We start from the raw sequence: 24003 nt of genomic DNA, 5'->3' as shown, positions 1-24003 counted from the left end.
TACACATTTATCTCATGTTATTACTGAAACGAGGATTTCACGATCTTGATTTAATGCCTTGATCACAAAGTTGAATAATTTCTGAAATACGCTTGGCTCTTGTTGTTTCTCGTTTGGCACTATGCAACCAACTTAGATAGCTTTTTCGATAACTGGGAGAAAATGACTGAAAGTTTTTAAAGGCACGTTGATTGTTGTTAAAAGCTTTTTGAAGATCTTTAGGAATAATACCCTTCTCTACATCGTTCATCGCACTCCAAGTACCGGTTTCTTTGGCGATGTTGATAACTTCATACCCCTTTTTATGAATCAATCCTTCGGCTTCGAGTGCTTCGACATATTTTTTATTGAGGGCGCTCCAAGTACTTTTCGGATTCCTCGGGCAGAAATACTGACGTCTTTTTCCATCTCCCAAGTTTTTTACGGTACTATCGATCCAGCCATAACAAATGGCAACCTTAACAGCTTCCTCCCAACGCATGGAAGGAGTTTCGTGTGCTACTTTATAAAAAATTAAATAACCCCCTTGTGGATAGTCACTATGATTTTCGGCTAACCATTTTCGCCACTCATTGGCAGTTGGAAAATAGAGTTCAGGTTTTTCCACATTTACTTTTATTTATTCATTTTCTTCGGAAGTGTGACTATTCCACTTCTTCTGAATTTACATAAAAATCATCTTTTATTTTAAAACTTTCTACGGAAGCTTCAAACGTAGTAGTTTGCCATTCTGAAGATGGAGTAATCCATTCTTCAGTCCCGTTTATTAGAGCAATTACAGGCATTTCAAACCCTTCAACAGTATCGGTATATCTGAAACGAACCGTGTTTCCTTCCGAAGTAAATTCAATTTTTGGAATTAAAGTGCTACGTAGATATTGATTAAAGAATGCAGAAAGTTTTAGTCCCGATTTTTCACTAATGTAATTTTCTATCTGTTGCGTTGTTACTGTTTGATGGTAAAAATCCGAGTTGAGTCCGCGAAGTATTTCCCGCCATTTTTTATCGTCATTAACAACCTGTCGTAGTGTGTGAAGCATGTTCGCTCCTTTATAATACATGTCGCTACTACCTTCGTGATCTACATTGTATGTGCCAATTATAGGACGATCGTTGGCGATACGCGCTCGTGTTCCTATTACATATTCGCTGGCAGCTTCTTCACTAAAGTGATAATTGAGAAATAGATTTTCTGAATACGCTGTAAATCCTTCGTGAATCCACATATCTGCTACATCTTTATTGGTAATATTATTGGCAAACCACTCGTGCCCTGCTTCATGAACAATAATAAAATCGAATCGCAGCCCCCAACCGGTATCGGAAAGGTCGGTACCTAAATAACCATTTTGAAATTTATTTCCGTAGGTCACACTACTTTGGTGTTCCATACCCAGATAAGGCACCTCTACTAATTTAAAACTATCTTCGTAAAAAGGGTAGGGACCAAACCAGTATTCGAAAGCTCTCATCATCATTGGGGCTTGTTCGAATTGTTGTTTCGCCGCTTCTAAATTATCTCTGAGGACATAATAATCCATGTCTAAATCGCCTTTGAGCCCTTCATAGGTCTCCCCGAAATGCACATAATCTCCAATATTAATATTTACTCCGTAATTGTTTATTGGATTAACTACTTTCCAAACCCACGTTTTAGTGTCACCATTATCGATTTCTTGTACCAACCGACCATTAGAAACATTCATTAAATTACTTGGCGTAGTTACTGAAATTAACACTCCGTTATCGGGTTCATCGCTTGGGTGATCTTTGTTTGGCCACCAAACACTTGCACCTATTCCTTGATTTGCAGTAGCAATAAATGGATTGCCATTGGCATCTTTTGCCCAAGTAAATCCGCCGTCCCAAGGAGCTCGTACCGCTACTTTGGGTTTTCCAGAAAAGTGAATAGTGAGCTTCATTTCTGCTCCTTTTTTCTGTTTTTCGTTTAGTTTAATAAAGTGAGCATTTCCTTTTGATTTTACTTTCAGTTTTTTTCCGTTTTGTTCTACCTTATCGATCGTCATAGGTTCTTGAAGATCGATCTGCATTACTTTTTCGGTCTCTATAACTGTGTAGGCAACTGTATTTGTTCCGTGTATAAATTGTTTTTCAGGCTCTACCGTAACGTTAAGGTCGTAATGTGTAAGATCCCACCAAGCACGCTCTGGTGTAACAGCACCTTTTAGATGATCGGCTTTGGTAAATTCCTGTGCTACAGTAATGGAGGTAAACAGGATAAAGAAAAATAAAATATTAATTTGTTTCATGCTATACGTGAGATTTTTTTAATTGCTAGGAGTCTGTTTTATCTGAATATAGAATTGGGGAATACTACCGTACTTTCGTGTCCATCTTTACCTATGGCAGCTATTCCGAAGAAATAATTATCGATTACAATTCCATCGAGTGTAAATTCTGAAACATCTCCCACAAAGCGACTGTGATCCCATGTAGGTGATGTGGTATCTCGCCAATAAATTTTATATCCTACGGCACCGGGAACTTTATCCCATTTTAATTTTGCGGATGGTGCTACAATACCACCGATCGCTACTTTTGTTGGGGCAGGAGGTGCCCATGCAAGGCTTGCCATCGTGATTGCATTTACAGCGGTTAATTTTTTAGCGTAATCGAAATTCACGAACTTTAATTTATCTCCGTATTCAATTCCGTTTTCTGTACGTAGGTCTTGGTGTTGTTGGGTATAGTTTTCGTGTGCTTCCATAATACGGATTCCCGCATATCCCAAATCATTAAAAGGTCTGTGATGTCCACCTCTTCCAAAACGATCTAATCGGTAGATCATCATAGGGTTCATTTCGGGCATGTAGGTTTTGGTGGTTTTATAAACATACCGTGCCAATTGGCGTGAATTTCCGTCTACTTCTCCTCCGTAAAACCTTCGGGCATTGCGTTCTTGTTCGGTTTCGGTAGGAGGTACGGGTTCACTAAAGATTCTAAAATCTGTATTGCTGATTATCCCATCTACACCTTTAATATTTCCAATCATGTCGTTGTTAAGAACGCCTATAATTTCCCATCCTTTTTCTTTTGCATGATCGGCGAATCCTTTTCCTCCAAAAAGCCCTTGTTCTTCTCCACTTAAGCCAAGGTAGATGATGCTGCTTTCAAATTTATAATTACTTAAAACTCTTGCAGCTTCTATAGCACCAGCCATTCCACTGGCATTATCGTTAGCTCCAGGAGCATCTTTTGTAAAATCACTCCCATCACTGTTTCGGGAATCGATATCACCGCTCATAATAATGTATCGGTTAGGATGTGTGGTGCCTTTTTGAATTGCTACTACATTTACAATCCAAGTGTCTTTTGGAATGCGTCTGTTTCCTTCTGCTTTTACCAAATCTCTTTGTGTAAAAACATTTAGACAATCTCCACAATCCTTTGAAATTTTTTCAAATTCAGATTTAATCCAACGTCGTGCTGCACCAATGCCTCTGGTTTCACTAATGGTGTCACTAAAAGTATTTCGGGTGCCAAAGCCAGCCAGTTTAGTAATATCGGCTTCAATTCTTTCCGAAGAAATTGCATTTATTATTTCGTAAATACGTGTATCGGTTTGTGACCATAATACACCAGAAAAAAGAAATGCTAAAAGAAAATGTACTTTCATTGTGTAGAGTTAAGCACTAAAATTAAGGAAAAGAATAGTTCTAAATGTAATTTTTAAAATTTATTCAACAGGCATTGCGACGAGTGCTAGTTTTTTACCTGACTCATCGACAGCAAGGCGGGTGATGTCTGTGATGGGATAGGAGGAGAGGTCTACTATTTCTTTCCATTCTGAGCCTTCAAAAGTGTCGTATACATATAGTTTGTTAGTACTTCCTATGAGTAACCTATTTGAATCCAGCCAAGTATGGTCTTGGATTCCGATAGGTAATTGACAGATAAAAAAACTTTCTTTTGTTTTCATATCTAACTGAAATACGTCGTAATTTCCTTCTTCATTTACAACGGTATAACTCATTGCTTCTTTGTTTGGAATGTTGTGAATGGACCGACCTGAATTCTCAATAATTGTATCTGCTGAATTGGTAGTGAGATTATATAAAACAAGATCTAACTCATCGTCTGATAGAATGGAAGCCAAAACTATTTCTTTGTTATAGAAAGAAAAATAGGCCACGGGAGCATCGGGTAGAATGAGTTTTGAGTCTCCTGCGGTGCTGTAATAATACAAACGTTGTAGTCCGGTGGTATCGAGACGTACGGCGGCAAATTGACTGTCATTAGGAATTAATTGTGGCGAGAACTCTCCGCCAAGTGTAGGTTTGTTAAAACGAACGGTGACTCCTTCCCGAAGCTCATATCCTTTAATTTCTGTTTGTCCGTCATTGGAACCTGCATACAACAGGTAATTGAAGGCAAAAGAGGGCTGACTATCGTAGCCAGGATTTTGTGATATATTTTTAAAATTTTGAAGAGAAATTCTCTCATCGTTTGAAGTAATATCCATAAGATATACTTCGGTATTGGGTTGAGCAAATACCATCAGCGATGAACTAAATAGTAGAAATGAAAGTAATTTTATCATGAAAAAAATACGATTTTAAATTAATACGAACGGTACAAAGTTCATTCCAAAAGAGCTGTTGTAAAAATACCCCATGATTTATAAAAATCATGAGGTATTAAGAAAGATTTTGTGGGGAATCCGCTAGAAGGGATATTTATTTTCTTCCGTTACTTTTTCTGCAATTTTGTTACGTAGCCCAACGATATTTGGCATGTTCTGATATTTAGTAAAACGTTTAAGTCCCATTAACATCATACGTTGCTCATCACCTTCAGCAAAAGAAATAATTGCCATTTTAGCTTTAGTATCTACAATATCTACAGCGTTGTACAGATATAATTGAGCCATTGCGATTTGATATTCTGCATTGTCTGCTCCATTTTTACTACTCTTCTCTGCACGAAGAATTGCACTTTCTGCCATGTAAATTTCAATAAGAATGTTCGACGCCGCTAATAACATCATTTGGTGTTCTTCAAGATCTGGTCCGTATTTTTGTACGGCTGCACCTGCCACCATTAAAAATACTTTTTTCAGTTTAGCGATCATTTCCTTCTCTTCTGACAGTACTTCGGAATAATCTGGCGTATCGAATGATGGAATTCCAGTCAACTCTGAAGCTACTGCTTGTGCAGGACCTAAAAGATCCACATGACCTTTCATTCCTTTTTTCACTAACATACCAACGGCAAGCATTCTGTTAATCTCATTAGTACCTTCGTAGATACGAGCGATACGTGCATCTCTCCATGCGGCTTCCATCGGGGTATCTTCAGAAAAGCCCATTCCACCAAAAATTTGAATTCCTTCATCAGCACAGTTCTGAATGTCTTCAGAAACGGCTACTTTTAGAATAGAACATTCAATAGCATATTCTTCAACACCTTTTAATTCTGCTTCTTGATGTGAGTTCCCTTCAGAAATACGAATGTTAATTCGGTCTTCGATATTCTTAGCTGCACGATACGTTGCCGATTCGCCCACAAAGGCATTAGTCGCCATTTCTGCAATCTTGCTTTTTATCGCTCCAAAAGATGCAATTGGTGTGTCGAACTGCTTACGCTCGTTAGCATATTGGGTCGCTGTAGAAGTAACACGTCGCTGAGAATCAAGACATGCAGCCGCTAGTTTAATGCGCCCTACATTTAAAGCATTCATTGCAATCTTAAATCCGTTTCCTCTTGTTGAAAGCATGTTCTCCACAGGAACCTTTGTATCGTTAAAAAATACTTGACGTGTAGATGAAGCACGAATTCCTAATTTGTGTTCTTCCTCTCCCATAGAGATTCCATTGTCTTTATCGTTTTCAACAATAAAACCAGTAATGTTTTTGTCATCTTCAATTCGAGCGAAAACAATCATTACATTACAGAATCCTGCATTAGAAATCCACATTTTTTGTCCGCTGATAAGGTAATGTTTCCCATCCTCAGATAATACTGCTTTAGTTTTCCCACTGTTAGCATCACTTCCCGCTCCTGGTTCTGTAAGGCAATAAGCACCAAACCATTCACCACTAGCTAATTTAGGAACATATTTCTTTTTTTGTTCTTCGTTTCCGTAGAGAGTAATTGGCATCGTACCAATTCCTGTGTGAGCTCCAAATGCGGTAGAAAAAGATCCTGTACCACTAGAGATATAATCACAAGTTAATACTGTAGAAACGAATCCCATTCCCATACCTCCGAATTCTTCAGGTACAGCAACACTTAGAAAACCAAGTTCTCCTGCTTTTCGCATGACCTCTTCGGTAAGTGCATAATCTTTTGCTTCAAAACGTTCGCGATTTGCAACAATCTCTCGATCGTTAAATTCCATCACTGCTTCTTTCATCATCCGTTGTTCTTCATTAAAATCTTCTGGTGTGAAGATATCATTACAATCGGTTTCTTTCACTAAGAATTGTCCTCCGCGAAGAATGTCTTTGTTTACTGTTTCTGTTGCCATGTTACTTAAAGTATAGATTAAAGAGTCTGGAATAGAGAAGTATTCGCTGCTCTGTGATTATTTATTTTTTTACATCCAAAAGGATATTCAACGGATTATTAGTTTAAAAATTCGAAAATTCCCGCGGCTCCTTGTCCAGTACCTACGCACATGGTTACCATTCCGTATTTTCCTTTCATATCTCGTTTACGCATTTCATCGAATAGTTGTACTGAAAGTTTTGCACCCGTACAGCCTAGAGGATGTCCTAAAGCGATGGCCCCTCCATTTACGTTTACAATGTCTTTATCTAAGCCAAGTTCGCGAACTACTGCCAAACTTTGAGAAGCAAATGCTTCATTTAATTCTATAAGACTTATGTCATCTTGATTTAGTCCAGCATTTTCTAACGCTTTTGGAATTGCTTTTACAGGACCAATTCCCATGATTCTTGGCTCAACTCCCATCGCTGCATAATTTACCATTCGTGCGATAGGTTCAAGATTTAGTTCTTTAACCATCTCTTCACTCATTACCATTACAAAGGCAGCTCCATCACTCATCTGCGAGGAATTACCAGCAGTAACACTACCTCCTTCTGCAAATACTGGACGTAATTTGGCCAGAGCTTCTTTGCTCGTTCCTTTTCGAGGACCTTCGTCTTTATTTACAGTATATTTTTTTGTAGCTTTTTTTCCATTTTCATCCACATAGGTTTGTTCAACATCAATTGGAACAATCTGATCTTGAAAACGATTTTCTTCTAATGCTTTTAGGGCTTTCATATGGCTATTGTAAGCAAACTCATCTTGATCTTCTCGGGATACATTGAATTGATTAGCAACCGCTTCTGCCGTATTTCCCATTCCCCAATAATATTCTTCATGACCATTTTTAACCACGTCATAATTTAATTCTGGTTTGTAACCCGACATAGGAACAGAGCTCATGCTTTCTGCACCACCGGCGATAATACAATTAGCCATTCCCGACTGAATTTTAGCAGCTGCGATAGCAATGGTTTCTACCCCTGACGAACAAAATCGATTTACTGTCATTCCAGGTACATCAACGATATCTAATCCCATTAAAGAGATTAATCGACCTACGTTTAATCCTTGTGAGCCCTCTGGCATTGCGTTACCTACAATAACATCATCGATGCGTTTTGGATCTAAACCAGGAAGTTCCTTCATCATATACTGAATGGTTTCTGCGGCAAGATCATCGGCTCTTTTAAAGCGGAATACACCTCTGGGTGCTTTTCCAACTGCGGTACGGTATGCTTTAACTATATATGCTGTTTTCATATTTTTTTGCTTTAGGCTTTAAGCTCTTGGCTTGAAGCGAATTTATATTTTGGCCTTAGCGCAAAGCTTAAGGCATATAGCAGAAATTTTAATTTCTAAGTGGTTTTCCTTTTTGAATCATATGCTGTAATCGTTCCAGGGTTTTTCTTTCACCTGTTAGGCTCAAAAATGCTTCTCTTTCCAGATCTAGCAAGTACTGTTCACTTACTTTGGTCGGTTCAGATAGATCACCTCCAGCCATTACATACGCCAGTTTGTCTGCAATTTTCTGATCATGCTCACTAATGTATTTACTCGCTTCCATACTATCGGTACCTACATAGAACATACCCAATGCTTGTTTTCCTAGTACGAGAACATCTTCGCGTTTTGGAGGTTTTGTATAACCAATATCGGCCATTTGTCTCGCGACAGCTTTGGCTGTAGCAATTTGTCTGGCAGGGTTTACAACAACAATATCTTTTCCATGTTTCAGAATATCAAGATCGTAAGCTTCGTGAGCCGATGTTGATACTTTCGCCATAGCTACAGTTAAGAAGTGCTGGCGTAAACGGTTTAATTGTACATCATCTTGTTTAAAAGAATCACTCGCACGTAACGCCATTTCTTTAGAGCCTCCACCACCAGGTATAACTCCAACACCAAATTCAACCAATCCAATGTAACTTTCTGCAGCAGCAACTACTCTGTCGGCATGTAGGGTCATTTCACATCCACCACCTAAGGTCATTCCGTGAGGTGCAACTACTGTAGGGATAGATGAGTAACGCAATCGCATACAGGTGTCTTGAAAATATTTAACAGCCGCGTTCAATTCATCATATTCTTGTTCGGCTGCCATCATAAAAATCATTCCGATATTGGCACCAACAGAGAAATTTTTCCCTTGATTGGCAACAACCAATCCGTCGAAATCTTTTTCAGCAATATCGATTGCTTTGTTTAGACCAGCCAAGACATCTCCGCCAATACTATTCATTTTACTTTGAAATTCAACATTTAAAATACCATCCCCAAGATCTTCAACGACAACGCCACTGTTTTTAAATACTTCAGAAGATTTACGGATATTATCTAAGATAATAAAGGCATCCTGTCCTGGAATTTTTACATGTTTTTTCTGAGGAATATCATAATAATACGTAGCACCGTCTTTAACTGTATAGAAAGATTCTACTCCAGCATCTAGCATTTCTTGTACCCAAGCAGCTGGTTCTTTATCTAGTGCTTTAATTAGTTCGATTCCTTTTTTTACACCTACCGCATCCCAAATTTCAAATGGGCCATTTTCCCAACCAAAACCGGCCTTCATGGCATCGTCTATCTTATATAATTCATCTGTTATTTCCGGAATTCGATTAGAGACATACGCAAACATGCCACCAAAGTTTTTTCGGTAGAACTCTCCTGCTTTATCTTTTCCTTTAACTAAAACAGGGAAACGATCGGTAACAGTATCGATCGACTTTGTGAGTTCAAGGGTAGCAAATGAGGCTTTTTTACCTTTTCGGTATTCCATAGTGCCTAGGTCTAGACCTAAGATCTCGCTTTTACCGTCGTCGTTTTTAACTTTTTTATAAAATCCTTGTCCACTTTTACTTCCCAACCATTTGTTTTCCATCATGGTATTGATGAAATCTGGAAGTTCGAAAATATCGTGTTCTTCATCTTCTGGAACATTTTTATGTATTCCGTTTGCTACATGTACTAAGGTATCAAGCCCAACTACATCTACTGTTCTAAAGGTAGCAGATTTAGGACGCCCTATTACGGGACCAGTTAATTTATCTACTTCTTCAACCGTAAGTCCCATTTCTTTTACTTGGTGAAACAGACTCTGAATTCCGAAGATACCAATACGGTTTCCAATAAAAGCAGGAGTGTCTTTAGCTACTACAGAAGTTTTTCCTAAGAATTTTTCTCCATATCCATTTAAGAAATCAAGCACTTCTTGAGACGTTTTAGGTCCTGGAATGATTTCAAATAATTGTAAATAACGGGGTGGGTTAAAAAAGTGCGTTCCGCAGAAATGCTTCTGAAAGTCTTCACTTCTTCCTTCACTCATAAAGTGAATAGGAATTCCCGAGGTGTTTGAAGTAATAAGTGTTCCGGGAGTTCTGTGTTTTTCTAGATTTTCAAAAACCTGTTGTTTTATGTCTAATCGCTCTACAACTACTTCTATGATCCAGTCTACATCTTTTACTTTGGCGATGTCATCTTCCATATTTCCAGTCGTAATTCGATTGGCGAAATCTGTATGATATAATGGAGCTGGCTTAGATTTGATTGAAGCAGTAAGTGCATCGTTTACTAAACGGTCGCGAACTACCTTGTCTTCCAAAGTAAGACCTTTTGCTTTTTCTTTATCGGTTAATTCTCGAGGTACGATGTCTAGCAATAGAACTTCGACTCCAATATTGGCAAAATGGCAAGCAATACCGCTTCCCATAATTCCTGAACCAATTACGGCTACTTTATTAATTCTTCTTTTTGACATATTATGCTATTTTTTTGGAAGTATAAATCTTTTTATTATTAATGAGTTCTAAAATAGTATGTGCTACTTTTTTAAAAGTTTGTAGATCTTCTTTAGAGATACTTTCTTTTACAACTTCATCGAATTGCAATACAACATGTTTAGAAAATTCACGCATTTCAACACCGAAAGGAGTAAGGTGTATAAGAACTCCACGACCGTCTAACGGATTTGGCTTGCGTTCGATCAACCCTTTTTCTTCCATCGTTTTAAGTGTACGCGAAAGACTAGTAGCCTCCATCCCCATCTTAGGCCCTAAAGCCGTAGAGGGCGTACCTTCTTCAGGATCTATACTTATTAAAGCAAATCCTGTGGCCATAGTACTGCCTTTTTTTCCAGCTTCCTCATTGTACAATTTCTGTACAGACATCCAAGTTGAACGAAGAATATAATCAATCGTTTTTTCTTTCATATAAAAATATTGCATCCCAAAGATACTAAAATTTACTATGCGTGCATAATATATTTATAAAAATTATCCATTCTAGTATAGGAACAATCTTATTATAAAAGATCTATATTTATTTAGAAGCTAATTCTTCCCAAGAAGTTTTAAAATTTTGATTAAAAAGTACTGAAGATTTCTTACTTTTTTTTAATTCTGAAAGCCATTTACACTGCATCGGACTTAAATATTTTTCAGCCGACTCTCTGTTTCCTAATGCTGAATTAATTTTAGTGCGTTGAATTTTGCTTAATGGAAGGTATTTATAGTCGGAATGTTGCAAGTAATAGTCTTCATCTTTGTCTGAATGGCGATACGAATCATCTTTCGTGATAGGAGTCATTCTATTTTGCTTGGCAAAACTTGTCAACGTTTCATCACTAATAATCTCTGGAACATAAGTCACCTTTACCACTTCACGGCCTTTCATAAAGCCGGCTTCTGTGTTGAGTACACCTTCGTTGTTACCCAGTTGTTTTTCTCCAGTCCAAAAGCAATACATACTGTAATAATTTTCTTTTACTTCTGAAGTATTATTTACTGAAAGCTCTTTTCCGAGTAACTTCATGTATTCGGGAATTTCCTGTCCTGAGATTTGAAGCGATTTCACCATGGCATCATAAAGTCCCTTGGCGGAGTAATCGCTAGCCACCCGAGCAACTAAATTATCACCCTTAGAATTTACAATACGAACCACAGGATTGTTCCAACTAGGCTCTTTATATTTTTGAAGGATTTTTCTATCATTACCACCTTTGTTATTAAAAATCGCTAATGGAATAAATTCATTCTGAATGGCTTCGGTCATTAATGGGCTGCTCAAGACATTGTGACCGTAGTTACGACAGGTCGCACAACCTGGTACTTCTTGAAACAAAATAAGTATCGGTTTATTATTTTTTTCTGAAAGAGCTATTGCCGTATCAAAATCACGATACCAACTTACTTTCCCTAATTCTTCATCTTGATTTTTAGCATTGGTTCGTTCTTGTGCAAACGCTGTAAGCACGCTAAAGCAAAAGAGGAAGGGGAGTATATTATTTAAGATTTTCATAATTCTCTGAATTTTTTATACAAAGAATTGGTCTGAAAATAACTAAAAATCTTACAGTCGAGATGTTGTAATTTTGTTAAGCTTCTATGAGTTGTGAATTTCGATGAGCGATATATTATATTATAAAAGATAGGTATTAAAAAACATTTTTTGTTAGAGAAGCTCCTTATTTAGTAGATAAAAAAAAGAGCAACTCTCGTTGCTCTTTTTTTATATTTATGATGCTCGATCGTATATACGCTCGTATAGATCTTTGTACATTTCTTTAATCACTTTTCGCTTAGCTTTCATGGTAGGGGTAAGTTGTCCACCTTCTATGCTCCACACATCTGGAGTAAGTTCGAACTTTTTAACTTTCTCCCATTTACCAAAGCGTTCGTTATGAGTATCAACTTCTTTTTGAATACGAGCAATTAAACGCTCATCTTTAATAGCCTCTTTCGGATCTTTCGAAATGTCTAATCCTTTTTTCTGAGCCCAATTTTCAATAAACTCCCATGCTGGTTGAATTAATGCAGCAGGCATTTTCTCTCCTTCACCAACCACTAATATCTGTTCGATGAATTGTGATTGTTTCATCGCATTCTCTATAAGTTGCGGAGCTACATACTTTCCTCCACTAGTTTTAAACATAGATTTTTTACGATCGGTTATTTTTAAGAACCCATCACTATCTACAACACCTATATCTCCTGTATGGAAATAACCTCCTTTTAATACTTCGTCCGTTTGTTCTTGGTCTTTGTAATATCCCATCATTACTTGTGGGCCTTTTATAAGTATTTCTCCATCGTCAGCAATTTTAACTTCGGTGTCGGGTAAGGGTTTTCCAACGGTTCCAATTTTAAAACCATGATTTCTCATATCATTCACACTAACTACAGGAGAAGTTTCTGTAAGTCCGTAGCCCTCCATTACGGGGCAATTCGCAGCATTAAAGACACGAGCCAATCGTGGTTGTAAAGCAGCACTTCCAGATGCTATTGCTTTTAACTCACCACCTAAGGCTTCTTGCCACTTGCTAAAAATTAATTTTCGGGCAAGCTTCAGTTGGGTTTCGTACCACCAGCCATTTTGGCCGTAAGGTTCCCATTTCAGTCCTAATTCAACCGCCCAATAAAATAATTTCTTTTTAACACCTTCTAGTTCACTTCCTTTTGCAACGATCTTATCGTACACTTTTTCAAGCAACCTTGGTACTGCCGACATCACATGAGGATGTACTTCCTTTAAGTTATCACTAATGGTTTCTAAACTTTCAGCAAAATAAATACTCACTCCACAATACTGATACATATATAAGAGCATACGTTCATAAATGTGGCAAACTGGCAGAAAACTTAATGCTTTCGATTTTCCCATTTCTATGGGTAAGCGTCCTTCACTATGCTTTGCGTTACTAGCAATATTTTTGTGAGAAAGCATAACACCTTTTGGCCTTCCTGTAGTTCCCGAAGTATATATTAAAGTCGCTAGGTCGTCTTCGTGAACCGCTTCTTTTCTTTTGTCAACTTCGGTTTGTACGTCTTTGTTATCGTTTCCAAGTTTTTTTACTTCGTCCCAATTCGCACAACCAGAGATCTCGTCGAAACAATACACTTCTTTAAGAGATGGTACATTAGCACGTATTTTATTAATCTTATCAAATACTTCTTTACAAGAGACAAAACAATAGATCGCTTCGCTATGATTTAAAACATATTCGTAATCTTCTTCAGAAATGGTAGGATAGATTGGTACATCTTGCGCTCCGGTTTGTAAAATTCCGATGTCACAAATATTCCATTCGGTACGATTATTCATCGAAATAATTGCGACTTTATCGTTGGCTTGTACCCCTAATTTTATTAAACCACGGCTAATGGCATTGGCTTGATCTATATACTCCTGTGTAGAAGTTCCTACCCAGGTTCCATTTACTTTGGTAACCAAAGATTTTTCTTGTGGATATTTTTCGAGTTGATAATATGGGAAGTCAAAAAGACGTTTTGGATCGGTCATAGTTTACTAATTAGTGTAGAATTGCAAATTAGGAAAAAATTTTGATTTTTTTAAGAAATAAAAAAAGGAACTAAATCTTAAGATAAAGTTCCTTTTGTTGTTTTACTTTCAATAAGTTAGGCTTCTTTTTCTTCCAGCCATTTTCTTGCATTCACAAAAGCATCAAGCCAAGGAGAGACTTCATTTTGACTGTTTTTTGGATAATGAGCCCAGTTCCAAGGAAAAGTGGAACGTTCTAAATGGGGCATCATTACTAAATGTCTTCCGGTATCATCGGTCATCATTGCGGTGTTAAAATCGCTTCCATTTGGATTCGCAGGAAATCCTTCATGGCCATATTTACCCACAATATTATAATTGCTTTCAGATTTAGGGAAACTAAATTTTCCTTCACCGTGTGCTGCCCAGATTCCCAGTGTACTACCAGCCAAAGACGACAACATCACCGAGTTATTCTCTTGAATTTTTACCGAAGTAAAAGAGCATTCAAACTTACCAGAGTCGTTATGGAGCATTTTTGGTTTTTCTTCATGATCTGGAGTAAGTATGCCCAATTCAACAAATAACTGACAGCCATTACAGACACCTAAAGATAGCGTGTCTTCTTTGGCAAAGAAATTCTTTAATGCCTTGTTTGCTTTTTCATTATATAAAAAGGCACCTGCCCAGCCTTTTGCACTTCCCAAAACGTCACTGTTCGAGAACCCACCCACGGCAGCAATAAACTTAATGTCTTCCAGGGTTTCTCTTCCTTCGATAAGATCGGTCATATGAACGTCTTTAACATCGAATCCGGCAAGGTATAATGCGTTCGCCATTTCTCGTTCGCTATTACTTCCTTTTTCTCTAAGTACCGCTGCTTTAATTCGTTCTCCCGGTGCTTTGAAACTTTCGGGTGTAGGTAGTTTACCTGTAAATTGCTTCGGAAAGGTAAAAGAAAGCGGTTGTTTTTTATAATTCTCAAAACGAGAAGTTGCTTGATCTCCACTCTGATTAGTATCGAGTAAGTAAGAAGTTTTATACCAAGCATCACGCATTTCAGGGATTGAAAAGTTGGTTGTTGTGGTATTATGTTTCAGTTGTAAGGTTTCACTTTCAGTAACAGTTCCAAGGTGTATAAAATCTATGTTTTTTTCTGAAAGCATTTTTTCTACGGAAGCATTTTCCGAAGCCTGAATTACCACACCACAATTTTCAGAAAATAGGATTTTTACAAGGTCAGTTTCACCCAATTCTGAAAGATCTAATTGTGCTCCTAATTGCGTATCTGCAAAACACATTTCTAATAATGTGGTTATTAATCCTCCTGAAGCAATATCATGACCAGCGGCAATCTTATTTTGTGTAATTAACGCTTGTAAGGTATTAAAAACAGTTGCAACATATTCAGCACTTTTTACAGTAGGAGCATCATTTCCAATGGTATTTAAAACTTGACCAAGAGAAGATCCACCTAATTTAAATGCATCTTGTGAAACATTGATATAGTACACATCTCCTGCATTTTTTTGAAACACAGGCTCCACTACTTTTTTAATGTCTTTACAATGTCCTGCAGCGGAAATAATCACAGTTCCGGGAGAGATTACTTCTTCATTTTTATATTTCTGCTTCATCGAAAGTGAATCTTTTCCAGTTGGCACATTAATGCCTAAATCGATAGCAAATTCACTTACCGCTTCAACGGCTTTGTATAAGCGAGCATCTTCCCCTTCGTTATTGCAGGGCCACATCCAATTGGCTGAAAGGGAAATACTTTTTAATCCGTTTTCTAAAGGTGCCCATACTATATTGGTAAGTGCTTCGGTAATCGAATTTCGTGATCCTGCTACGGGATCGATCAACCCGGAAATAGGGGAGTGGCCAATAGAAGTTGCCACGCCATTTATGCCGTTGTAATCTAATGCCATCACGCCACAGTTGTTTAGGGGCAATTGCAATGGTCCGGCACATTGTTGTTTTGCAACACGCCCGGTGACACATCGGTCTACTTTATTGGTCAACCAATCTTTACAACCAACAGCTTCTAATTGAAGGACTTGTTTTGTGTATTCGGAAATAGCTGTTGCTTCATAGGCTGCGGATTTGTAATTTCGTTGAATGGTACGATCTTTTAGTACCGTCTTTGGGGAACTTCCAAACATATCGGCCAATTCGAAATCCATAGGTTTCGCACCAGTCGTTTTGCTTTCAAAAACAAATTTATAATCGCCCGTAACTTCACCCACTTCATACATGGGGGAACGTTCTCGGTCTGCAATACGTTTTAGTTTATCAAGATGTTGTTCGCCAATAACGAGTCCCATGCGTTCTTGAGATTCGTTACCAATAATTTCTTTTGCTGAAAGGGTAGGATCTCCTACAGGTAATTTATCGAGATCGATATTTCCTCCTGTATCTTCGACTAATTCGCTTAAACAATTTAAGTGACCTCCAGCACCGTGATCGTGAATAGAAACAATTTCGTTGTGATCGCTTTCCACCATGCCTCGTATGGCGTTAGCCGCTCTTTTTTGCATTTCAGGGTTACTACGCTGAATGGCATTTAATTCGATTCCGCTAGAGAATTCTCCAGTATCTGCTGAAGAAACGGCAGCACCTCCCATTCCAATACGGTAGTTTTCCCCTCCTAGAATAACAATTTTATCCCCTTTTACAGGAGTGTCTTTTAAGGCTTGATCTGCTTTACCGTAACCAATTCCTCCGGCAAGCATAATTACTTTGTCGAACCCTAATTTACGATTGTCTTCTTGATGCTCGAAGGTAAGTACCGACCCTGCGATTAAGGGTTGCCCAAATTTGTTTCCGAAGTCGGAAGCTCCATTGCTTGCTTTAATTAAAATATCGAGAGGTGTTTGGTATAACCACTCTCTAGCATCCATTGCTTTTTCCCATGGACGGTTTTCTTCTAAACGAGAATAAGAGGTCATGTACACGGCAGTTCCCGCTAAGGGTAACGAGCCTTTTCCACCAGCGAGTCGATCACGAATTTCACCTCCACTTCCAGTAGCTGCACCATTGAATGGCTCTACCGTTGTGGGAAAATTATGAGTTTCTGCTTTTATAGAAATGACACTATCAAATTCTTTAGTTTCGTAGTAATCGGGTTGGTCGGGTGTTTTGGGAGCAAATTGTGTCGCCTTGGGACCTTTCACAAAAGCGACATTGTCTTTATAGGCAGAGACAATATCGTTGGGATGAGTTTCGGAAGTTTTTCGAATTAATTTAAAAAGAGACGAAGGCATTTCTTCTCCGTCTATTTCGAAAGTACCATTAAATATTTTATGACGGCAGTGTTCACTGTTTGCTTGACTAAAACCAAAGACTTCACTGTCGGTTAATTTACGCTCTAATTTTGTCGCTAAATTTTCAAGATAAACGATCTCTTCTGGATTTAATGCCAACCCTTCTTGAGCATTGAATGCTGCAATATCGTCTATTTCAAGGATGCCTTCTGGTTGAATACCAATGGTATATATTTCTTGACCTAAACCGTTGTATTTTTGAGAAAGCATGGGGTCGAAGTCTGAAAAACCTTCGGATACAGCTTTAAACTCTTCGATACGAATAATACCGGTGATTCCCATGTTTTGTGTGATTTCTACTGCATTGGTACTCCAAGGAGTAACCATTGCGGCACGAGGACCTATAAAAAAATCCGCAAGGGCGGATTTATCTATTTTAGGTTGGTCGCCAAACAACCACACTAATTTTTTTATATCGTTCGTTGAGATTTCTCCGAGAGTTTGGACAGCAAAAACAGTGTTTTTTACGTCTCCAAAAAAGTGAATCATTCGTTACAAATTTGCAGGCTTGCCCAACAATGAACAAGCGGGTTTGGAAAGGTGCAAAGATACAGAATTTTTCAAATACAAAAAGTGAAAGATAGCCGTTTCAAAAAGACTAATACAGTTGTTATTAACAGGAAATAAGTATTATTCGTTTTCGTAAATTTTGTAATTAACTGGCATTAGGTTTGAAATTCTTTTTTTCGACATTTCACCGCTTATGTTTAAGGCATTTGCAGGGGTGTGATTGCCATATGCGTCGATGTAAAATTTTTTTTCAAATAAAAGGCCAGATTGTTCGAAGTCGTTATAGAGAATGTCAATTTCATCGGTAAGCACTTCAATTTCCATTAGGGATTCTTGATGGGTAGTTTTGAAATATCGGTATGTAGGTACCTGAAAACTGTCATAAAAAACTTTATATCCATCTTCGTCGAGCGTTTTTTTGTAAAGAGATCTCATAAAATGAAGTGTAGAGCCTAAAAAACTATTTTCTCTATTCTTTTTAGTTCTTTTAGAAACTCTATTTCTAAGTTCTTCAAAATAACTATATCCTTGATAATAGGTGTAATATGGGAGTGTTAGCCCCATTGTACTATTTTCAAATTTAACTTCAAAATCGGTTAATGTATAATTAATTTTATACCCGAGATGTTTGTTTTTAATAATTAAAGGTTCTGTACTATTAGCAACAAGTACTTTTGAAGAAGGAATATACCTTAATCTTAAAGCGTCTTCATTTATAATTTTACAGGCTAGTGACGCTTTATTCTTACCTATAAATTCACGTCTAAATATGCCAAGTTTTTTAGTTCTTGACCAGGGATCTGTTTCGAGATGTACCGCATCTAATGATTCTGTCTTTTCTTGAAGGTAAAGAACATGTATGGTTCGCACGGAAATTTCGTTTTGGGTATCTATTACAACAGACTCGTAGCCAATAGCACTAACAATTAAAGAAGAATTATTTTGTGTGAACGGAATTTTAAAAGACCCATCATCGTCTGTTGAAACTCCAATATTAGTACCGTCAAAATAGACCGACGCTCCAAAAAGAGGAATTGAATCCTGGAGACTAAAAACCTTTCCTCGTATTTCATTTTGTCCATAGGAATAATTATTGAACATTAATAAAAAAAACCAAATACATATAATAAAAGGAGGAAATTTATTTAATCTTTTGGACCGTATTGGAAACATTTAAGGTTTTATAATATTATGAATATGAGGTTGCAATTATATTATTCTATAATTATCTTTTTAAGTTGCTTTCCCGTGGGGCCACATAATTCTAAAAGATATACACCACTCTGAAATGTTGATATATCTATCTTTTTTTCTGAGATATTAAGGGTTTTCTCTGCAATTTTCTTTCCCTGTAAACTATAAATTATATAAGATTCTGGTTGGAATGAAGTAGTGGATTGTACATAGATAGTTTCAGAAGCAGGATTAGGGTATAAACTAACATTATAAACTACATTTTCCGAAGTGTTTAAAAGTCCCCAAAGATCTTCTGCTTCAGGACCTCCCCAAATTATTGTTGCTAAGACGGGATTATCAATGAAAGGGTTTCTGTTTCCGTAGACCATTTCTAAATGTGGATTTCGTTGCTGTTCTAATTCACTTACTGGATCATCTGCATTCCATTGTAAAAATAATTGAAGCATCTCGGTATTTCCCTGTGTATCGCTAACACCTACTAAAGAGGGTAAACAACGATCTCCGTAACGTGTGTACATATACATCATCATTCTAGCTACATCCCCTTTCCATTCGTCGCCTGGATACCAGTTACCGCTGCCAACATTTCCAGCATTTCCAGAGCCATCACCAAATTTCTTGTTACCTCGGTTTCCGTTTTGTTGTACATCGCTAGGACGTAAATTATGAGGATCTGCAACAATTCCAGAAGCATTATTGTCGGCATCTCCCATTCCTGGATTCGCTAAAGATCTTGCAAAAACATGTTCTCGATTAAAATCGCAACTATTTCCTCCAAAAAAGTCTTTATCTCTTTTGCGGTCTGTAATGCAACTTCCATCAGAATCGTTATATCCGTAGATCAACAAAACGGTATTCGTATCATCTGGGTTTTCGTCCATGATTTTAAAGTCATTGCGAACATCTCCATAAGTATATGTATTACTAGCAATATTTATCTTTACTTGAAGCGCATTATAAAGGTCTTGCCCTGTAAGAGATAGGTCGACGTCGTTATAATAGGGTTGCTGACTAAAACCATATTGAACGCTTAGACAAGCTATAATGAAAAATATTTTTCTCATGCCATAAAAATTAAGATTCTGTTTCTTTTTTCTGAAGTAGTGCAATATAAAATCCATCGAAACCTGACTTACTTGGTAAGATCTTTTGGTCTTTTGTAAGTGTAAATTTATTGCCTTCCTCACGTGCTAAAAAAGCTTTTACCTGTTTTTCGTTTTCTGAAGGTAAGATCGAACAGGTTGCATATACTAATTGCCCGCCTGGTTTTACCATACGAGAATAGTTGTCTAGAATTTCTTTCTGTGTTTCTTTAATCGTGTCTAAGAATTCAGGTTGCAATTTCCATTTTGCGTCTGGATTTCTTCTTAAAACTCCCAACCCAGAACATGGTGCATCGATTAACACCTTGTCTGCTTTGCCGAGTAATTTTTTTATTGCCTTTGTAGAATCTATTACACGCGTTTCGATATTGTGAATTCCGTTTCTCCGGGCTCTTCTTTTTAGTTCGGTAAGTTTATTTTCATAAATATCCATAGATATCACTTGTCCTTTATTTTCCATTAGAGAAGCGATGTGAAGACTTTTTCCTCCGGCACCAGCGCATGCATCAACGATACGCATTCCTGGTTTTGGATCGAGAAGGGCAGCTACTTTTTGTGAGGAAGCGTCTTGTACTTCGAACCACCCATTTTTAAAAGCTTCGGTGATAAATACATTCGCACGTTCTTTAAGTTTTAATGCGTACGGATACCCTTTAATTTGTTCGGTCTCAATCTCAAGCTCTTTTAGGTTCGCTTGAAGATCTACAACATTAGTTTTTAGGGGATTTACGCGCAACACGACATCTGCGACTTGATTAAGGGCACCAATTTCGGCATCCCATTTTTTACCAAGTTCTTTAACTCCCAATTCATCTAACCAATCTGGCAATGATTCTCGATACTTTCGTATTTTAGAAAGTTCATCGAATTTACCTTTTATTCTTCGAGTTGGCGTGTCTTCAAATTGAGGCCAATCTGGAATTTTTATCCCGTTGAGAGTCGCCCATACGGTAAAAAGACGGAACAAATTGGGTCGAGAAAAAGGCTCTTTTACTTCAGCAATTTCTGCATATAATCGTTTCCAACGTACAATGTCGTAGGTAGTTTCAGCAATAAATCCGCGATCACGTGCACCCCAACGTTTGTCTCTTTTAAGGGTATTGCGCAGCACTTTGTCCGCTTGTTTATTTTCATTAAAAATTAAATGTAGCGAATCGATGGTGGCAAATACCAAGTTACGGTGTAATCTCATGTATCATAGTTTTAAGAAGCTTTTGATTTCTTCGGAATAAAAATTATACTCCTTAATTATGCTTCTTTTGAAAGTTGCAAAGGTATTACAACCCGTAAGTATATTTTGTTACTTTTGACAAAATTTTTTATATGCGATTCTTCTCCCTTCTAGCTTTAATATTATTATTTACTTCTTGTACCAAGCGTGCAGTCGAATTCACTGAAGTAACTATATCTCCTGTATTTATAGATAGTTTGAGCATTCGTGCGATAGCTCCATTAGACGATCAAAGAGTCTGGTTCGCTGCGAATAATGGTAAGGTGGGTTTAATAGATGGAGAGACACCTAAACTTGCGACAATTAAATACGAAGATTCTCTATTACACTTTCGTGCTTTAGCGATGACCAAAGATGCTGTTTTTGCATTAAGTATAGCTAATCCCGCTGTACTTTATAAAATTGGTTTTAATGGAAAAGAAGCTACTACCATCGAAGAGGTTTATGTAGAGTCGGGAGAAAAGGTATTTTACGATGCCATTAATTTTTGGAATGATAATGAAGGAATTGCTATGGGCGATCCTACAGATGAATGTCTTTCGATACTTATAACTCGTAATGGGGGTGCGACATGGAAAAAATTGTCTTGTGACATGCTTCCTCCAGTAGTACCCGCAGAAGCGGCCTTTGCTGCGAGTAATTCAAATATTGCAATCTATAAGGATCATACATGGATTGCTACGGGAGGCAAACGAGCTAGAGTTTTTTATTCTTCAGATAAGGGGGCAACTTGGGATGTTTATAACACACCAATAATTCAAGGTGAAGCCATGACTGGAATTTATAGTATTGCTTTTTTTGATGCAAACACAGGAGTGATCTTTGGAGGGAATTGGGACAAAAAAGATGTAAATGAAGGGAATAAAGCAATTACACGCGATGGCGGTAAAACATGGAACTTAATAAGCAATGGTAGTGGGCCTGGGTATCGATCTTCCGTGAAATTCGTACCAGGATCTGAAGGGTATGGTATTGTAGCTGTTGGTTCTCCGGGAATATCGTATAGCAATGATCAAGGAGATAGCTGGCTTGAACTTTCAAAAGAAGGTTTTTATGCCATTGAGTTTGTAAATGATTCAGTTGCTTTTGCTAGCGGGCAGAATAAGATATCGAAACTACTCTTTAAAAAATAGAAAAAGGAGCTTTTGGAAGCTCCTTTTTCAATTTCGCCCGTACGTTATCAAGATTCGGGCACCAAACAAATCAACAATTACTAATCTTTATTTCTTTTTTGTCCTCTATATTGCTTAAGTAATTTTCTTTTAAAATTATTTTCAGCACGACTAAGGGCAACTATTTTCCGAGGATCTAAAACCTTTTTAAGTTTTTTAATGAGTTCTTTTCTGTATTCCAATTCTGCAATTTGAATTGCCAATGATTCATCAAGAACCATATTCGCTTCTTCATTGGTCATCGAATCTACACCATCACGAATGGTTTCAAGAATAGAGTTTCTTCGGTTTTTTCGTATAGCTAACAATTTATCATCGTACTCGTTATAAATTGGCCAAAACTTTTCAGCTTCCATAGGGGATAAGCTAAGTTCTTCCGTAATATACGCAGTGCGTAATGCTCTTATCTTGTCGTATTTCTCATCTTGAGCATACAAACCGCTTACTATAAAAAGTGCTATAAATATTAGTCTCATTCAAAATCAATTAAATCAACAGTATCATCAATATCTTCCAATAAATAATCTTCTATTTTTTCTTCGGAAAATAAACTTGTTTGTAACTCAATGTTAGTGATTTCAACATCATCTAATAATGCAACCACATCGAGTGTACTAAAATCTAAATTACCGTCTTCAATATAGGTCGAAACTGCGCTATCCTGCAATTGGATAAGGTTTGTATTATTTGTATTTATGAAAATGCTAACGATAAAAACAACACAAGCAGCGATTGCCGCAATATATCCTAGCGTAGTTTTGTTCCATAGTGAAATAACTTTCGGTTCGTTTTCAGAATCTAATACAGATTTTAAAACCTTCGCTTCAAGATTTTTAAAGTATCCTTCTGGAACCTCAAAACCTGTAGATTTTGGTAACGTATCTTCTTCTAATTTTGAAAACAAAGCTGTCTCGAAATTTCCGAAGTAATCCTCGGGAACTTTAAACCCATGTGTATGTTTTTGTGTTTTCATTTAATACTATGACTATTATTTATTTAAAAGGTTTCATTCGATTTTAAAAAATCTTTAATTTTCTTTACTGCGATGTGATAACTGCTCTTTAAACCTCCTACAGATGTGTCTAACAATTCTGAAAGTTCTTCGTAGGTATGATCTTCGAAATATTTCATCGAAAAAATCTGCTGCTGTTTAGGAGGAAGTGTATGTATTGCTTTTTGAAGCCGAAGCTGGATTTCGTTTCCTTCAAAATACACATCAGACTTAAGATTTTCGATTGCCTGATCTTTTAAAGTGTCTATAGTGACGTTGTTACGCTTCGCTTTTTTATTTAGAAAAGTTATTGCTTCATTCGTAGCGATTCGATACATCCATGTATACAATTTACTATCTCCATTAAAATTATCAATATTTCGAAATACTTTAATAAAAGTATTTTGTAACACATCGTCGGCATCTTCATGGTCTAGCACCATTTTTCGTATGTGCCAATATAATCTCTCTTTATATAAGGCAACCAAAGAACGAAAAGCAGCTTCTTTTTCATCTACAGAACGTAATGCAATTAGTAAGTCTTTTTCGTCCATATTAGAAGTTAATCAATTCAAGTATGACTCTAAAAAAAAAGAATAGTTTAATAGCAACATTTATTTATTCCTGTAACAGAAGCAGTTATTCGATAAAACGTATTTTTTTTACGATTAAAAGCAAA

The 24003-nt window shown here is 37.1% G+C and carries 18 protein-coding genes; 1 reads left to right on the top strand and 17 read right to left on the bottom strand.

Translation table 11 applies throughout. From position 1 onward, the window contains the following. Nucleotides 1-37: 37 nt before the first annotated feature. From ULVI_RS12150 to ULVI_RS12085, 14 genes are all read right to left on the bottom strand, one after another. Entirely contained in the window at nucleotides 38-607 is a 570-nt protein-coding gene (locus ULVI_RS12150) for a YdeI/OmpD-associated family protein (RefSeq protein WP_068593051.1), read from the bottom strand. Between the two features lie 37 nt (nucleotides 608-644). After that, on the bottom strand, nucleotides 645-2270 hold the full coding sequence (locus ULVI_RS12145; protein ID WP_068593050.1) for a M1 family metallopeptidase: 1626 nt from the start codon (nucleotides 2268-2270) through the stop codon (nucleotides 645-647). Between the two features lie 38 nt (nucleotides 2271-2308). Continuing rightward, nucleotides 2309-3637, bottom strand: a complete 1329-nt coding sequence (locus ULVI_RS12140) for a M28 family peptidase (RefSeq protein ID WP_068593049.1) — start codon at nucleotides 3635-3637, stop codon at nucleotides 2309-2311. A gap of 60 nt (nucleotides 3638-3697) precedes the next feature. Then, nucleotides 3698-4561: a TolB-like translocation protein gene (locus ULVI_RS12135; protein WP_068593048.1), complete on the bottom strand. Its 864-nt coding sequence runs from the start codon at nucleotides 4559-4561 to the stop codon at nucleotides 3698-3700. A gap of 123 nt (nucleotides 4562-4684) precedes the next feature. Then, on the bottom strand, nucleotides 4685-6490 hold the full coding sequence (locus ULVI_RS12130; protein ID WP_068593047.1) for an acyl-CoA dehydrogenase family protein: 1806 nt from the start codon (nucleotides 6488-6490) through the stop codon (nucleotides 4685-4687). Nucleotides 6491-6588: 98 nt separating this feature from the next. Then, nucleotides 6589-7779, bottom strand: coding sequence for an acetyl-CoA C-acyltransferase (locus ULVI_RS12125; RefSeq protein ID WP_068593046.1), 1191 nt, complete (start codon nucleotides 7777-7779; stop codon nucleotides 6589-6591). Between the two features lie 88 nt (nucleotides 7780-7867). Continuing rightward, nucleotides 7868-10276: a 3-hydroxyacyl-CoA dehydrogenase/enoyl-CoA hydratase family protein gene (locus tag ULVI_RS12120; protein ID WP_068593045.1), complete on the bottom strand. Its 2409-nt coding sequence runs from the start codon at nucleotides 10274-10276 to the stop codon at nucleotides 7868-7870. Nucleotide 10277: 1 nt separating this feature from the next. After that, nucleotides 10278-10727 (bottom strand): MarR family winged helix-turn-helix transcriptional regulator, encoded by a 450-nt coding sequence (locus ULVI_RS12115; protein WP_068593044.1) that lies wholly within the window; start codon nucleotides 10725-10727, stop codon nucleotides 10278-10280. Nucleotides 10728-10836: 109 nt separating this feature from the next. Continuing rightward, entirely contained in the window at nucleotides 10837-11814 is a 978-nt protein-coding gene (locus ULVI_RS12110; protein ID WP_068593043.1) for a VPGUxxT family thioredoxin-like (seleno)protein, type 2, read from the bottom strand. 216 nt (nucleotides 11815-12030) lie between these two features. Then, complete coding sequence (locus ULVI_RS12105; RefSeq protein ID WP_068593042.1) at nucleotides 12031-13815, bottom strand: AMP-dependent synthetase/ligase; 1785 nt, start codon at nucleotides 13813-13815, stop codon at nucleotides 12031-12033. Nucleotides 13816-13931: 116 nt separating this feature from the next. Further along, nucleotides 13932-17609 (bottom strand): phosphoribosylformylglycinamidine synthase, encoded by a 3678-nt coding sequence (gene purL, locus ULVI_RS12100; RefSeq protein ID WP_068593041.1) that lies wholly within the window; start codon nucleotides 17607-17609, stop codon nucleotides 13932-13934. Nucleotides 17610-17750: 141 nt separating this feature from the next. Continuing rightward, nucleotides 17751-18731 carry a carboxypeptidase-like regulatory domain-containing protein gene (locus ULVI_RS12095; RefSeq protein ID WP_197463509.1) on the bottom strand — a complete coding sequence of 327 codons (981 nt, stop codon included), beginning with the start codon at nucleotides 18729-18731 and terminating at the stop codon, nucleotides 17751-17753. Nucleotides 18732-18844: 113 nt separating this feature from the next. Further along, nucleotides 18845-19891 carry an endonuclease gene (locus ULVI_RS12090; protein ID WP_197463508.1) on the bottom strand — a complete coding sequence of 349 codons (1047 nt, stop codon included), beginning with the start codon at nucleotides 19889-19891 and terminating at the stop codon, nucleotides 18845-18847. Nucleotides 19892-19901: 10 nt separating this feature from the next. Beyond that, a complete protein-coding gene (locus tag ULVI_RS12085; RefSeq protein ID WP_068593038.1) occupies nucleotides 19902-21122 on the bottom strand; it encodes an RsmB/NOP family class I SAM-dependent RNA methyltransferase in 1221 nt (406 codons plus the stop codon). 131 nt (nucleotides 21123-21253) lie between these two features. On the opposite strand from ULVI_RS12085, the gene ULVI_RS12080 reads away from it, so the two are divergent. Beyond that, the gene (locus ULVI_RS12080; RefSeq protein WP_068593037.1) at nucleotides 21254-22294 is read left to right on the top strand and encodes a WD40/YVTN/BNR-like repeat-containing protein; all 1041 of its coding nucleotides are present in this window, start codon (nucleotides 21254-21256) and stop codon (nucleotides 22292-22294) included. An 80-nt stretch (nucleotides 22295-22374) separates the two neighbouring features. Here the strand turns inward: ULVI_RS12080 and ULVI_RS12075 are convergent, their stop codons facing one another. Genes ULVI_RS12075 through ULVI_RS12065 form a run of 3 tightly spaced genes read right to left on the bottom strand, consistent with a single transcriptional unit; the run spans nucleotide 22375 to nucleotide 23878 of the window. After that, complete coding sequence (locus ULVI_RS12075; protein ID WP_068593036.1) at nucleotides 22375-22809, bottom strand: hypothetical protein; 435 nt, start codon at nucleotides 22807-22809, stop codon at nucleotides 22375-22377. Beyond that, on the bottom strand, nucleotides 22806-23306 hold the full coding sequence (locus ULVI_RS12070; protein WP_068593035.1) for a hypothetical protein: 501 nt from the start codon (nucleotides 23304-23306) through the stop codon (nucleotides 22806-22808). The genes ULVI_RS12075 and ULVI_RS12070 overlap by 4 nt, the downstream gene beginning before the upstream one ends. 23 nt (nucleotides 23307-23329) lie before the next feature. Then, on the bottom strand, nucleotides 23330-23878 hold the full coding sequence (locus ULVI_RS12065; protein ID WP_068593034.1) for an RNA polymerase sigma factor: 549 nt from the start codon (nucleotides 23876-23878) through the stop codon (nucleotides 23330-23332). Nucleotides 23879-24003 lie beyond the last annotated feature (125 nt).

The organism is Cochleicola gelatinilyticus, from assembly GCF_001637325.1.
Taxonomy (GTDB): Bacteria; Bacteroidota; Bacteroidia; order Flavobacteriales; family Flavobacteriaceae; genus Cochleicola; species Cochleicola gelatinilyticus.
The sequence above is the reverse complement of the archived record's forward strand: the minus strand, read 5'-3'. Positions and strand labels throughout refer to the sequence as shown.

Excerpts from the sequence above, each read along its gene's own strand:
- ULVI_RS12145 (WP_068593050.1), bottom strand. The coding sequence starts at position 2,270 with ATGAAACAAATTAATATTTTATTTTTCTTTATCCTGTTTACCTCCATT.
- ULVI_RS12140 (WP_068593049.1), bottom strand. The coding sequence starts at position 3,637 with ATGAAAGTACATTTTCTTTTAGCATTTCTTTTTTCTGGTGTATTATGG.
- ULVI_RS12135 (WP_068593048.1), bottom strand. The coding sequence starts at position 4,561 with ATGATAAAATTACTTTCATTTCTACTATTTAGTTCATCGCTGATGGTA.
- ULVI_RS12130 (WP_068593047.1), bottom strand. The coding sequence starts at position 6,490 with ATGGCAACAGAAACAGTAAACAAAGACATTCTTCGCGGAGGACAATTC.
- ULVI_RS12125 (WP_068593046.1), bottom strand. The coding sequence starts at position 7,779 with ATGAAAACAGCATATATAGTTAAAGCATACCGTACCGCAGTTGGAAAA.
- ULVI_RS12120 (WP_068593045.1), bottom strand. The coding sequence starts at position 10,276 with ATGTCAAAAAGAAGAATTAATAAAGTAGCCGTAATTGGTTCAGGAATT.
- ULVI_RS12115 (WP_068593044.1), bottom strand. The coding sequence starts at position 10,727 with ATGAAAGAAAAAACGATTGATTATATTCTTCGTTCAACTTGGATGTCT.
- ULVI_RS12110 (WP_068593043.1), bottom strand. The coding sequence starts at position 11,814 with ATGAAAATCTTAAATAATATACTCCCCTTCCTCTTTTGCTTTAGCGTG.
- ULVI_RS12105 (WP_068593042.1), bottom strand. The coding sequence starts at position 13,815 with ATGACCGATCCAAAACGTCTTTTTGACTTCCCATATTATCAACTCGAA.
- purL (WP_068593041.1), bottom strand. The coding sequence starts at position 17,609 with ATGATTCACTTTTTTGGAGACGTAAAAAACACTGTTTTTGCTGTCCAA.
- ULVI_RS12095 (WP_197463509.1), bottom strand. The coding sequence starts at position 18,731 with ATGTTCAATAATTATTCCTATGGACAAAATGAAATACGAGGAAAGGTT.
- ULVI_RS12090 (WP_197463508.1), bottom strand. The coding sequence starts at position 19,891 with ATGAGAAAAATATTTTTCATTATAGCTTGTCTAAGCGTTCAATATGGT.
- ULVI_RS12085 (WP_068593038.1), bottom strand. The coding sequence starts at position 21,122 with ATGAGATTACACCGTAACTTGGTATTTGCCACCATCGATTCGCTACAT.
- ULVI_RS12080 (WP_068593037.1), top strand. The coding sequence starts at position 21,254 with ATGCGATTCTTCTCCCTTCTAGCTTTAATATTATTATTTACTTCTTGT.
- ULVI_RS12075 (WP_068593036.1), bottom strand. The coding sequence starts at position 22,809 with ATGAGACTAATATTTATAGCACTTTTTATAGTAAGCGGTTTGTATGCT.
- ULVI_RS12070 (WP_068593035.1), bottom strand. The coding sequence starts at position 23,306 with ATGAAAACACAAAAACATACACATGGGTTTAAAGTTCCCGAGGATTAC.
- ULVI_RS12065 (WP_068593034.1), bottom strand. The coding sequence starts at position 23,878 with ATGGACGAAAAAGACTTACTAATTGCATTACGTTCTGTAGATGAAAAA.